This is a genomic window from Paraburkholderia domus, assembly GCF_905220705.1.
Taxonomy (GTDB): Bacteria; Pseudomonadota; Gammaproteobacteria; order Burkholderiales; family Burkholderiaceae; genus Paraburkholderia; species Paraburkholderia domus.
On sequence record NZ_CAJNAT010000002.1, the window covers coordinates 57958 to 71422 of the forward strand.

The 13465-nt window shown below is 62.5% G+C and carries 9 protein-coding genes; 2 read left to right on the top strand and 7 right to left on the bottom strand.

Features of this window, described 5'->3' with window-relative positions:
- Positions 1 to 83: 83 nt before the first annotated feature.
- The 7 genes from KHO31_RS05385 to KHO31_RS05415 form a co-directional block, all read right to left on the bottom strand.
- The gene (locus KHO31_RS05385; RefSeq protein WP_236071099.1) at positions 84 to 1901 is read right to left on the bottom strand and encodes an AMP-binding protein; all 1818 of its coding nucleotides are present in this window, start codon (positions 1899 to 1901) and stop codon (positions 84 to 86) included.
- Between the two features lie 23 nt (positions 1902 to 1924).
- The gene (locus tag KHO31_RS05390) at positions 1925 to 3238 is read right to left on the bottom strand and encodes an acetyl-CoA C-acetyltransferase (protein ID WP_211622856.1); all 1314 of its coding nucleotides are present in this window, start codon (positions 3236 to 3238) and stop codon (positions 1925 to 1927) included.
- A gap of 152 nt (positions 3239 to 3390) precedes the next feature.
- Positions 3391 to 4311 (bottom strand): MaoC/PaaZ C-terminal domain-containing protein, encoded by a 921-nt coding sequence (locus tag KHO31_RS05395; protein WP_201083829.1) that lies wholly within the window; start codon positions 4309 to 4311, stop codon positions 3391 to 3393.
- 2 nt (positions 4312 to 4313) lie between these two features.
- The gene (locus KHO31_RS05400) at positions 4314 to 5726 is read right to left on the bottom strand and encodes a 3-oxoacyl-ACP reductase (protein WP_201085678.1); all 1413 of its coding nucleotides are present in this window, start codon (positions 5724 to 5726) and stop codon (positions 4314 to 4316) included.
- A 123-nt stretch (positions 5727 to 5849) separates the two neighbouring features.
- On the bottom strand, positions 5850 to 8348 hold the full coding sequence (locus KHO31_RS05405; protein WP_201085679.1) for an acyl-CoA dehydrogenase: 2499 nt from the start codon (positions 8346 to 8348) through the stop codon (positions 5850 to 5852).
- Between the two features lie 196 nt (positions 8349 to 8544).
- Positions 8545 to 9411 carry a TetR/AcrR family transcriptional regulator gene (locus KHO31_RS05410; protein ID WP_201083832.1) on the bottom strand — a complete coding sequence of 289 codons (867 nt, stop codon included), beginning with the start codon at positions 9409 to 9411 and terminating at the stop codon, positions 8545 to 8547.
- 467 nt (positions 9412 to 9878) lie between these two features.
- The gene (locus tag KHO31_RS05415) at positions 9879 to 11099 is read right to left on the bottom strand and encodes an MFS transporter (protein ID WP_211622858.1); all 1221 of its coding nucleotides are present in this window, start codon (positions 11097 to 11099) and stop codon (positions 9879 to 9881) included.
- Positions 11100 to 11504: 405 nt separating this feature from the next.
- Between KHO31_RS05415 and KHO31_RS05420 the strand changes: the two genes are divergently transcribed.
- Entirely contained in the window at positions 11505 to 11879 is a 375-nt protein-coding gene (locus KHO31_RS05420; RefSeq protein ID WP_211622860.1) for an MAPEG family protein, read from the top strand.
- Between the two features lie 213 nt (positions 11880 to 12092).
- Entirely contained in the window at positions 12093 to 13424 is a 1332-nt protein-coding gene (locus tag KHO31_RS05425) for a chloride channel protein (protein WP_211622862.1), read from the top strand.
- Positions 13425 to 13465: the final 41 nt, after the last annotated feature.

The following is a 13465-nucleotide window of genomic DNA, read 5'->3' on the forward strand; positions in this document are numbered from 1 at the left end:
ATGGCGTGAGCGTGCGGACTTGCTGTGCTTCATGAGTCTCTCCGAAAGGATGGCGCAAGGGGTGGTGTCAAGCGCCTTGCCTGTCAGGCAGGTTTTTGCTTCGCGAGTTCCTCGTCGCGCAGCGCGCGACGCAGAATCTTGCCGACGTTGGTTTGCGGGAGTTCCTCGCGGAACTCGACGAGCTTCGGCACCTTGTAGCCCGTGAGATTCTTGCGGCAGTGGGCGATCACCTGTTCCGCGGTCAGCGACGGGTTGCGTTTGACGATGAACACCTTCACGCGTTCGCCTTGCGCGGCGTCGGGCACGCCGATTGCGGCGACTTCGCGCACGTCAGGAAGCGCGGCGATCACGTCTTCGACTTCGTTCGGATAGACGTTGAAGCCTGACACCAGAATCATGTCTTTCTTCCGGTCGATCAGGCGGATGAAGCCGCGCGAATCCATCACGCCGATGTCGCCGGTGGCGAGCCAGCCATCGTCGTCGATCACCTTGGCGGTTTCTTCGGGGCGATTCCAGTAGCCCTTCATCACCTGAGGACCCTTCACGCACAGTTCACCGGCTTCACCGATGTTGGCCCACGTATCGTCGTCCTTCTTGAAACGCACCTGTGTCGACGGCGCGGGCAATCCGATCGAGCCTTCGAAGTCGCGCATATTGCTCAGGTCCACCGGATTCATCGATACGATCGGCGAGCATTCCGTCAGCCCATAACCTTCGATGATCGGCTTGCCGGTGACGGCCTTGAAGCGATCGGCGACCGCCTTCTGCGTGGCCATACCGCCCGCCATCGCGAGCTTCAGGTTCGAGAAGTCGCGCTTGCAGAACTCTTCGTTGTCGAGGAACGCGTTGTAGAGCGTGTTCACCGCCGTCATGCCGGTGAATTTCTCGTGACGGATGATCATCATCACGCGCTTCATGTCGCGCGGATTGGCGATCAGGATGTTGCGTCCGCCGAGTCCCATGAAGATCAGCGCGTTCACGGTGAGCGAATAGATGTGATACAGCGGCAGCGGCGTGAGCACCGTTTCGATGTCGCCGCTCAACTGCCCCTCGGACCACGCCTTCGCCTGCAACAGGTTGGCGATAATGTTCCGGTGCGTGAGCATCGCACCTTTGGCCACGCCGGTGGTGCCGCCGGTGTACTGAAGGAAGGCGATGTCGTTGTGAGTGGGGCGCACGGGCGTCAGGGGCCGCGTGTATCCGATCGAGAGTGCTTCGAGCAGCGGCACCGCTTTCGGCAGCTTGTATTCCGGCACCATCTTCTTCACATGGCGCAGCATGAAATTGAGTAGACGTCCCTTCAGATTCAGACCGTCGGCGAGCAGATCGCCGAGGCCCGTCACGATGACGTTCTGCACTTTGGTGCCCGGCAGCGCATCTTCTACGGTTTTCGCGAAGTTCTCGAATACGATGATGGTTTGCGCGCCGCTATCCTTCAACTGGTGCGCGAGCTCGCGCACGGTGTAGAGCGGATTGACGTTGACCACCACGCCGCCCGCCTTGAGCACACCGAACAGCGACACCGGATACTGGAACGTATTCGGCAGCATGATCGCGACGCGCTCGCCTGGCTTCACGCCGATGCTTTGCAGATACGCGGCGAATGCGGTCGCCTTGCGGCCGAGCTCGCCGTACGTCATGTTCGCGCCGACACTCACATACGCGACCCGCTCGCGAAACTGCGCGATGCATTCGTCGAAGAACTGCACGAGCGATTCGTACTGGTTGACGTCGATTTCATGCGGCACGTCTGCCGGATATGAGGCGTACCAGATGCCGTCGGTGTTGGGCGCGTGATTCGCCGCCTGAACAGGCATCTCACTGGGCGTCTGGTCCACGGCATTCGCGAGCGGTGCGGATCCGGCGGCGGGCGAGAGCGGGGCTTGCGTGGGCTGAGTCATCGGTCGTCTCCTGAAGCAATGGATTAATTTGTTTGTGTGCGTTCCAGAATCGCCACTACGCCCTGGCCGCCCGCCGCGCAGATCGAGATCAGCCCGCGCGCGGTGCCGGCTGGTTTGTCGAGTTGTGCAAGCATTTTTGCAAGTCCGGCGACGATGCGGCCGCCCGTGGCGGCAAACGGATGACCGGTGGCGAGCGAGCTGCCGTTCACATTCAATTTTGCCCGATCGATCGCGCCAAGCGGGTGAGGCAAACCGAGCTGCGTGCGGCAATACTCGTCATCCTGCCACGCCGCGAGCGTGCATAACACCTGGGCCGCGAAAGCTTCGTGAATCTCGTACAGATCGAAGTCCTGCAACGTGAGCCCGGCGCGCGCCAGCATGCGCGGCACGGCATAAGCGGGCGCCATCAGCAGACCTTCTTTCTTGTCGAAAAAGTCGACGGCGGCGGTTTCGGACCAGCTCAGATAGGCCAGCACCGGCAGACCATGTTTGGTCGCCCATTCTTCGCTTGCGAGCAGCACGGCGGACGCGCCGTCGGTCAGCGGCGTCGAATTGCCGGCAGTCAGCGTGCCCGCGTCGCGATCGAATACCGGCTTCAGACCGCCGAGTTTTTCGAGCGTGAGATCGCTGCGCAGATTGTTGTCGCGCGCAAGGCCACGGTACGGCGTCATCAGATCGTTGACGAAGCCGCGCGCATACGCCTCGGTGAGCTTGCGGTGGCTGTCGTAAGCGAGCACGTCCTGCGCTTCGCGCGAGATGTTCCAGCGCTTGGCCATCAGCTCGCAATGTTCGCCCATCGAAAGCCCGGTGCGCGGCTCGCCGTTGCGCGGCAAAAGCGGTTTGAAAAACATCCCCGGCCGCAGTTTGGTCAGCGCGCCGACACGTTGGCCGGTGCTCTTGCCGCGATTCGCTTCGAGCAGGATCTTGCGCATGCGTTCGTTGACGCCGATCGGTGCGTCGGATGTCGTATCGACGCCGCCCGCGATGCCCACCTCGATCTGCCCGAGCGCGATCTTGTTGGCGACGAGAATGGCCGCTTCCAGCCCGGTGCCACAGGCCTGCTGCACGTCGTAGGCCGGCGTCTCCTTCGCGAGCGTGGTGGACAGCACGGATTCGCGCGTCAGGTTGAAATCGCGCGAATGCTTGATGACAGCGCCGGCCGCCACTTCGCCCAGGCGTTCGCCGTGCAGGTTGTAGCGGTCGATCAGGCCTTGCAGCGTGAACGTCAGCATGTCCTGATTCGACGCGGTCGCGTAAGCGGTGTTCGAGCGGGCAAACGGAATCCGGTTGCCGCCGATGATGGCGACGCGGCGCACGGCGGGCTGCGGGTTGGACATGCTCGGCTCCTTTGGGTCGTTCCCTGGTTATTGAATGGTGCGATTGGTGCGTAAGACTTCTTTGCTTCGGTGTTTCTGCAAATTCAACAACGATTGGCAGACGGCTTCAATTCCACGCGCTGACAAAAACATGCGCAATGCCGATGGGCGGTTCATCGCAGCTTCCACTGCATTCGGCCGCGCAAATGCGGTTTTTCGCCGGCAATATCGCGTACTTCGATGTCGCGCTCGATCAGCGAAGGCGACGCGCTCCAAAGCGACGCTTCTCCTGGCAATAGCATCGGCAGTTTGAATTCGGCGGACAGTGTGGCCTCGGCGAGCGGTTTCGGTGGTTGCAGGGCGGCGGCGGCACGCGCGAGTGTCCACATGCCATGCGCAATGGCGCGCGGAAAACCGAATACCTTCGCGGATAGCGCGGTGAGATGAATCGGGTTGTAGTCGCCGGACACGCTCGCATAGTCGCGGCCCAGTTGCGGTGCCAGTTGCCAGCGTGAGATGCGTTCCAGCGCGTCGTGCCCGAGTTCCAGCGGATCGAGCGCACTGCCGCTCGCCGCCACACCGCGTTTCAGATAGACGCTGTCGCCGTCCCAAACCGCTTCGCCGCGGCGGTACATACGCGTATGCAGCACAAAGGCCTGGCCCTTGTCGTGGCGCAGCAGCGTGCCGAATTCCACCTCGACGCGCAACATGTCCTTGTAGGCGAGCGGCCGGCGCAGCCGCACATGATTCGCCAGATGCACGAGGCCGAGTGCCGGCCAGGGAAAGGCCGGGTCGGTCAGCATCAGCAGATGCATCGGGAAGGCCAGCAGATGCGGATACGTGAGCGGCACGCCGTGCTCGGGGATGAAGCCGCAGACCCGCGAATAACGCCAGATCGGGCCGGGGTCGAGAGCCACGGCGGGGCGCACGAGGCGCAACGCCGGCAAGTGTGTGTCGCGCCCGCGTTTGACGATGCCGGACAACGCGCGCGCGTACAGCTTCGCCGGCGCGGGTAACTGCTCGATGACGACGGTCTTCGGACGGGCCGCGCTCGCTGCGTGACCACTCCTGAACGGATCACCCGGCTCACCCATGCTCACGCTCCAATCAGGCTTTGTCCGCACACGCGCACGATCTGGCCGCTCACGCCTGCCGATCCCGGATGCGCGAGCCACGCGATGGTCTGCGCGACATCCACCGGCTGGCCACCCTGGCTCATCGAATTCATGCGGCGGCCGGCCTCGCGGATGGTCAGCGGAATCTTGGCTGTCATCTGCGTTTCGATAAAGCCGGGTGCGACCGCATTGATCGTGATGCCACGCGCGCGCAGATGTGGCGCCATGCTTTGCACCCGGCCGATCACGCCGGCTTTCGAGGTGGCGTAATTGGTCTGGCCGAGATTGCCGGCAATGCCGCTGATCGACGACACGGCGATGATGCGGCCGCCGTCGCGCAGGATGCCGGCCGTGAGCAAGGCGTCGTCGATACGCTCCTGCGCGGACAGGTTGATATCGATCACGCTTTGCCAGGCGGCGTCGGTCATCTTCGCGATGGTTTTGTCTTTCGTGATGCCCGCGTTGTGCACGACGATATCCACGCCCTGTTCGTCGAGCGCTGCGGCAATCTGTGCAGGCGCTTCGGGCGCGGCAATGTCGAAGGCGAGGGCGGTGCCATTCAGCTGACGCATCGTCGAATCGAGTGCATCGCGTGCCGATGGGATGTCGATACCGATAACGTGCGCACCCTCCGCGGCGAGCACGCTTGCGATCGATGCGCCGATGCCGCGCGCGGCGCCGGTCACGACAGCGCGCAAGCCCTCGAGCGGCTGATTCCAGTCGAACGCCGGCAGCGCATCGGCACCGGCGCGCACGCCGACGCGCACCACCTGGCCCGACACATACGCGGAGCGCGGCGATAGAAAGAATCGCAACGTTGAGTCGATGCCGTTCTCGGCGCCTTGCTCGACGTAAACAAGATTCGCGGTAATGCCGCGCCGCGCTTCCTTGCCTAGCGAACGCGTGAGGCCTTCTAGCGCGCGCTGCGCGGTCCATTGGCGCGGGGTCGCGCAGGCTTCCGGCGGCCGTCCCAGCACGATGATGCGGCCGCACTTGCCGAGTGAGCGCAACGTATCGTGGAAGAATCCGTGCAGCGGTTCGAGCTGGCTGCTGTCTTCGATACCGCTCGCATCGAACAGCAGGGCGGTGAGCTTGCCGTGCGAACCAGACTCGGCCGGTTCGAAACGGCCCGTCATCAGGCCATGGCGATTGGCGAGCGGTACCCACAGGCCGGCGCTTTCATGTGCGACGCTGGTCACGCCGATGCTCGTCACCAGATTCGCGAGCGCCTCCAGCAGATGCGGTTGGCGGCCCGCTCCGATCGCCACCAGCCCGTCGAACTCGGGGCGGTCCGCGCGATAGCGGTTCAGCACCTCGGGCTTCGGCAAGCCCAGGGAGCGCGCGAGCCGCGCGCCGAACGGCGAATTGACGAAGTTCAGGTAAGAGTCGTTCATATTATTTATTGCTCCGCTGGCCACGCCTGAAGGAAGTCCCCCATGGGGGACGTCGGACGTGTGTCAGTGTGCACCCAGTTTGAGGCATCTGGGGCTGCCCCGCCTGGATGTTTTTTAAGTCACTCAGGCCGCGAGTTCCAACGCTTTTTCGAGCGCGTCCTTGCGCTTTTGCAAGTTGGCGAGCATATCGAAGTCGGCTGGGAAGTCGTCGACCTTCACGACTTGCGCGCCATATCGTGCGTAGTCTTCGAGCACGCGGCGATCGTCGGCATCGATCAGGCCTTTCTGTTGTGCCGCCTCGGTCCACTCGGCCAGGTGCGGCAGGCTCTGAGGCATCGGTTCGAGCAGGCCTTGCTTGACCGCGTCGCGCAGTTTCTGCTCGATCTGCGTGAAGCGCGGGTTCAACGCGAACACGAGTTCGCCGTAGCCGAGCGCATCGACATCCGGATGCGGCACGTACGAGTCGGACACGAGGCGCTCGCGCGCCGCGCCCGGCGTTTGCATCAGCTCGGCAATCTCGGTGCCGATCTGATCGGATGGCTCGCGATACGGCAGGCCGAATGGGAACGCCAGCACGCGCACGAGACCCGCGGCGAGGCGGTTCGGGTAGTTCGCGAGCACGCCGTCGAGCGCGTGTTGTGCCTTGTATAGCGAATCTTCGACACCCCAGCGCACCAACGGAAGATCCTCCTCCTGACGGCCTTCGTCTTCGAAACGCTTGAGCGTTGCCGAGATCAGATAGAGCTGGGAGAGCACATCGCCCAGGCGCCCGGAAATGCGTTCACGCCGTTTCAGATCGCCGCCGAGCACGAACATGGAGACGTCGGCGAGCAACGCGAACGCGGTCGAGATACGGGTGGCCGCGCGGTAGTACGACAGCAGCGGCCCGTACGCCGTGCGCGGCTTGGCGATGAACGCGCCGCCCGTGACGCCATACACGAAACTGCGCACTACGTTCGACAGCGTGAAGCTGACGTGGCCGAAAAAGGCCGCATCGAAATCGCGCAGCGCCTTGGCGCGATCCGTTTCGCGCGTGGCGGCCATTTCCTTCAGCACATACGGATGGCAGCGAATCGCACCCTGGCCGAAGATGATCAGGCAACGCGTGAGAATGTTGGCGCCTTCCACGGTGATCGCAATCGGCACCTGTTGATAGGCGCGCGCGAGAAAGTTCGACGGCCCCATGCAGATGCCCTTGCCGGCGGCGACGTCCATGCCGTCGTTGATGACCATGCGGGCGCGTTCGGTGATGTGATATTTCGCGATCGCCGAAATCACCGAAGGCTTCTCGCCGAGGTCCACCGCCTGCGCGGACAGGCGGCGCGCGGCGTCCATGACGTAGAGATTGCCGCCCATGCGGCCGAGCGCTTCCTGCACGCCTTCGAACTTGCCGACGGCGGTGCGGAACTGACGGCGAATCGCAGCATAGGCACCGGTGCCGCGCACGGCGATCTTCGCCATCCCCACATTCGACGACGGCAGCGAAATCGCGCGGCCCGCCGCGAGACACTCCATCAGCATGCGCCAGCCGTTGCCGACTTGCGCGCGGCCGCCGATCACCCAGTCGAGCGGAATGAAGACGTCTTTGCCCGAATTCGGACCGTTCTGGAACACCGCGTTCAGCGGCCAGTGACGGCGGCCGATGTTGACCCCCGGATGGTCGGTCGGAATCAGCGCGCAGGTGATGCCGGGTTCGTTATCCGGGCCGAGCAGATGGTCCGGATCGAGCGCACGGAACGCAAGGCCGAGCACGGTCGCGATCGGTCCGAGCGTGATGTAGCGCTTGTCCCATGTGACGCGAAAACCCAGCGTTTCACGGCCTTCAAACGTCCCATTGCAGACGATGCCGACATCGGGAATTGCGGCGGCATCGGAACCTGCGTAAGGGCTCGTCAACGCGAAACAGGGGATATCGTCGCCGCGCGCGAGGCGCGGCAGATAGTGGTTCTTCTGATCTTCGGTGCCGTAGTGCATCAGCAGTTCAGCCGGGCCGAGCGAGTTCGGCACCATCACCGAAACGGCGGCGGCCGAACAGCGCGTGGAGAGCTTCATGATGACCTGCGAATGCGCGTAAGCGGAGAACTGCTTGCCGCCGTACTGCTTCGGAATGATCATGCCGAGAAAGCCGCGTTCCTTGATGTATTGCCAGGTTTTCGGCGACAGGTCCTGCCACACCATGGTGGTTTCCCAGTCGTTCGCGAGATCGCACAGATGCTCGCATTCGACGTCGAGAAACGATTGCTCTTCGGCGGAGAGCGTGGCCGGGCCATAGCCCAGCAGCGTGTCCCAATGCGGGCGCCCGGAGAACAGTTCGGCGTCCCACCAGACGGTGCCGGCTTCGATTGCGTCGCGCTCGGTCGGCGACATCTCCGGCAGGATCTTGCGGAAGATGTCGAGCACCGGCTTCGTGAGCCACGCACGGCGCAGCGGTTTGATCGTGAGCACGAGGGCCGGGAGGACGAGGACGATCGAGAGCATCGTCGTCGCTACCGGACCCGCTGCTCCGCTGACATGCGCGGCCGCCACCCAGACGATCATGAAGGCAAGCCACCATGAGGCGCGCGCCTGAACGTAGACGAGCGCGAGAGCGGCGATGACGAGCACTAGGATGAACCACGGCATGACGTTTCCTCCTGTTTCGATGGTGCGTACGGACGCATCCACGGTTCGCGGACGGTTCGCGTTCTATTGATTTTCTAACTGGCGGCGTTGCTGTTACGTCGCTTAGGTGCGGGACTTGGACGTGCTGCTCGGATGTGCGTTATTCATGATGCTTGCGCGCGGACGGCCTATGACAGCGCCGCCCGCGCCGCTCGGTTCAAGCCGTGCCGTGCAACGCGGGCTGAAACGAACTCGCCTCCACGTTGCCAGCGCGGCGTTCACCGTCCGAGGCGGCCGGCGCCGGCGGTTCAAACCCGCCTGACGCTTGTTGTGTACCCGTAGCAGGGTTTGTGCCTTCCATCTGGCCTTCGGGGCCGCCTTCGGTGGCGTCGCCCAGCACGGCGGCGAACGTGGCCAGTTGCGAGCTGTCGGGCAGGGGCGCTTTCAGCGCGGCCACCATCAGCGAAGCGAGACGCGCGATCAGTTGCAGGTCGTTCATCGACTTGCCCTGCGAGAACTCGGAAATCAGGCTGTCGGTATCCGTGCCGGCCAGCACCCCGGACAGCGCGCCGATCGCGAAGTGCAGGCGCCAGCCGAGTTCTTCACGCGGCAGATGCGGCAGCGCACGCTGGAACGCTTCGAAAAAGCGCATGGCCACCGATTCGTAGTGCGCATTCAGAAAGTCTCGAATGAACGCCGACGGATCCGTATAAGCGCGCCCCAGCAAGCGCAGAAAAGCCTTGCCGCCCACGCGCGGATCGCGCGACAGCCGCAGCGCGGGAATGAACATCGCGCCGAGTACGTGCTCGCATGTCAGACGCTCGCCGAGCATGGTGTCGAAGCGATCGAGCAGCTTGAGCCGCTCCTGGTTGAGCCGGTCGAGCCGGCGCGCCAGCATCGAGTGAATCAGCGATTCCTTGCTGCCGAAGTGGTAGTTGACTGCCGCGAGATTTACTTCGGCACGCGAAGTAATCTGGCGCAGGGACATGGCCTCATAGCCGCATTCGATGAAGAGCGTTTCCGCGGCGTCGAGGATGCGGGACTTCGTGTCGCCGGCATGCCGGCCTGTTGTGCGAACTGCCATGTTGCGTCTCCCAGTTGCCGGGCATCCGGCCCGCAAACAAGCGATTCAAATGATTATTTGAAACAGCCGTTTTTTTTAGGATAAAGAAGGATGGGGACTGCGATCAAGGGCCCTGTGTGGACTAACTCCTCTAGAAGACCTGACGAAGGTCCGTCTTTCCAATGTGCGCGGGCGCGTCAAACCGCGCGGAAATAAAAAAGGCCGTTCCGATCGAAATCGGAACGGCCTCGTATTGCTTGCTACTTGTTTGGCCTTGCGTTTGCTTTCTGACGTCAGCGCTTTGCGCGTTCCTGCTTTGCGCTCGCTCTGCGGTTGCGTTGCTTTGTGGCGGTTCGAGCCGCCTTTGTATCTATTGTGCCCGATAACGCGCGGGCGAAATAGCTGTTTAGTTCGAACGCTTAAAGCTGTCCTTCAATCCCCCAACCACCGACTCCCCAAGCGGACTTCCTTCGGGGCGGGGGACTTCCTCAGGCACGCGCTGCGACCTGTTTTGCCGACTGCGTCATGTCGACGCCACGGCGTTCGCGGCTGAACGGAATCAGCACGGCGATCACCACCGCCACGATACCGATCACGACACCCATGACCAGCGCATAGTTGTTGCCGTGCGCTTCGGCCGCGCTCGCTTGCAGCGGGCCGTTGACCGACGCGATCAGATTGCCGAGCTGATACACGAGTCCCGGGAACGTTGCGCGAATTTCATCGGGCGAGATTTCGTTCAGGTGTACGGGAATCACCCCCCAAGCGCCTTGCACGGAGATCTGCATCAGGAATGCGCCGGCCGCGAGCAGCACGGGCGTGGTCGAGAAAGCCCACAGCGGCAACACCGGCAACGCGATCAAGGCAGCGATGAAGATCGCGCGCTTGCGGCCGATCTTCTCCGACACGTACCCAAAGAACAGACCGCCGCAAATCGCGCCGATGTTCAGCGTGATCGTGATCAACGACACGGTATGCGCGTCGAACCCACGCTGCACGCGCAGGAAGGTCGGATACAGATCCTGCGAACCGTGCGAGAAGAAGTTGAACGCGGTCATCAGCACGATCGCATAGAGTGACAACCCGATGTTCTGCTTGAGCGTGGCGACGAGACCCAGATGCGCTTTCTTCTCGAGCGTCTTGAAGGCCGGCGACTCCGGCACGTGCGCGCGGATATACAGCACCAGCAGCGCCGGCAGCACGCCGACGAAGAACATGCCGCGCCAGCCGATGTATTGATAGAAGACGCCGAAAACGATCGAGGCGAGCAGGTAGCCGCTCGGATAACCGGCTTGCAGAAGACCCGAGACGATGCCGCGCGATTTCGCCGGCACGGTTTCCATCGTCAGTGCGCCGCCCACCCCCCATTCGCCGCCCATCGCGATACCGAACAGGGCACGCAGCACGAGCAGGGTGGTCAGGTTAGGTGAAAAGCCGGACAGCAATTCCAGCAGCGAGAAGCACGCGATGTTGACCATCAGCGTGGGACGGCGGCCATATTTGTCGGCGAGCCAGCCGAAAATCAATGCGCCGAGTGGACGCATCGCCAGGGTCAGCGTAATGCCGAAGGCGATCGTCGGGATTTTTGTATTGAACTCCGCCGCGATATCTTTCAATACGAACACCATTAGAAAGAAATCGAATGCATCCAGGGTCCAGCCCAGATAGGCGGCGATCGTGACGTTTCTCTGTTCCCGTGTCCAGCTCATTGATTGTTCTCCTGAGTCCCCAATAACCCGTGTCTGACGACGGGCGGCTCTGCAGCCCCGTGCGCCCTGTTGGTGGGCTTCGAGCGAGTGTACGCCGACTGTTAAACGCTTGCATGAATGAACCCGCGTTTATCCGTATTAATCCCTGGGACGAATTTCACGCTGAATCTCGACGCATGGTGAATGTTTGGTAAGTGTAATAATTGTATTAATCGTGTCTGACTAATTGTTTGTTATTTGTAATATGAATTTCGCATCTACGCGCGGTAATTCGGCCAATCCGGCTTGCGTGTTTCGAGTGCCGGTAGAGGTCGCTCTCGCGGGATTCAGGTTGGCGGCGGCGCAGGCCTGCAGGTATAACAGCGGCTCGCGGCATTCGCGCCGCGCATACAAGGAGACTGACGAATGACGATTCCGCATCTTTGCCTGCTTATCGTGGCGCTGCTGCCGTTTCCGTGGACCATGTTGGCGAAGGTCAGCAAGCGCTACGACAATGGCGCGCCGCGCGCTTATCTCGCCGGCCTCGACGGCTGGCGCGCGCGTGCTCATGCCGCGCATCAGAACGCGTGGGAAGCACTGGCGATGTTTACTGCTGCGATCGTCGTCGCGGGACAGGCAGGCGGTTCGAGTCCGTGGATCAATTGGCTGGCGATTGCTTTTGTCGTCACGCGCGTGCTGCATGGCGTGCTGTATGTGGCGAATCTGGCATCGCTGCGTTCGCTGGTGTGGTTCGTCGGCGTTGCGTGCGTGGTGTCGTTGTTTTTCGTGCCAGTGAACTGAGGTAAAGCGAAGCGTGGGGCGATGCCGGCGGATGCGTGTGTCGTCGGCTCGCCCGATTCGGGCGCTCAAGCGTTGAGGTTTCCGTCGAAGGAGGTTGCTGCGAATCACATATGCGCATAACGCATCAGTCGAGCAGAAAAATCAATTTGATTCATGTTGCGGCGCGGAATAAGATGCCTCCCATCCCATTAATTCCGCATCTGTCGACGCACCATGTCAGTCAAATCAATCACTTCGGAGCCACGGCGGCGCGCGCGCAGCCCCCTTGCGGCAATGGTCGCGGTCACGTTGCTGACCGGCATCGGCGCCGGTCTCGGCGGCATGTTGCTTGCCTTGCTGCTGCACGCCATTCAGCACCTCGCATACGGCTACAGCGTGACGCACGTGATCAGCAGCGAGAGTTTTCTGCAAGGCGTCACCGACGCCGCGCCTGAGCGTCGTGTGCTCGTCCTGACGATGTGCGGGCTGGTGGCAGGGCTCGGCTGGTGGTTGCTGTACCGCTTCGGGCGGCCGCTCGTCAGCATTCGCCAGGCCGTCAAGTCCGACGATCCGCGTATGCCCGTGCTGAGCACCATCGTGCATGCATTGCTCCAGATTGTGACGGTGGCGCTGGGCTCGCCGCTCGGGCGCGAAGTCGCACCGCGCGAGATCGGCTCGGTGCTGGCCGGGTGGCTGTCGCACCGCGCCGGGTTATCGGTCGAGCAGAGCCGGATCATGGTCGCATGCGGTGCCGGCGCGGGCCTGGCCGCCGTCTACAACGTGCCGCTCGGCGGCGCGGTGTTCGTGCTCGAGGTCCTGCTGGGGACGTTCGGCTGGAAAGCATTGGTGCCTGCCGTGGCGACATCCGCGGTGGCGGCGCTGATCGCGCAATTCGGTCTGGGCAACGAGCATCAATATCTGGTGCCGTCGCTGGCAGTGAGCACATCGTTGGTGGTGTGGTCCGTGGTGTGCGGGCCGATTCTCGGTGCTGCGGCATGGGGCTTTACCGAGCTGACGAAGCGCGCGCGTGCAGAGGCGCCGAAGGATTGGCGTTTGCCGGTGTTGTCGCTGTTGAACTTCGCGATTATCGGCGTGCTCGCGATGCACTTTCCGCAGCTGCTCGGCAATGGCAAAGGTCCTGCGGGACTGGCGTTCAATGGTGGCTTGACGATGAGTCTCGCGGCCATGTTGCTGGTACTGAAGGTGGTGATTACCGCGAGTAGTTTGCGGGCGGGAGCGGAGGGCGGTTTGTTGACGCCTGGGCTCGCAAACGGCGCGTTGTTGGCGATCGTGCTCGGTGGCGCCTGGAGCCTGTTTTGGCCGGGCACTTCGTCAGGTGCTTTTGCGGTTGTCGGCGCAACGGCGTTTCTGGCTGCCTCGATGCAAATGCCGATTACGGCTGTGGTTCTCGTCTTTGAATTTACCCGGCTGAGTCACGACTTTCTGATTCCAGTGTTGTTCGCCGTGGGCGGCGCTGCGTTGAGTTTTCAGGGATGCGCGAAGTGGGTGCCGGCGATGCAGTTTGGTTTTGGTTTTGATTGGAGTGGGGCGGGCAAGGCTCGATAGTGGAACGGCCTTGACAACCCGTCTCTAAAGTCACTGATGTC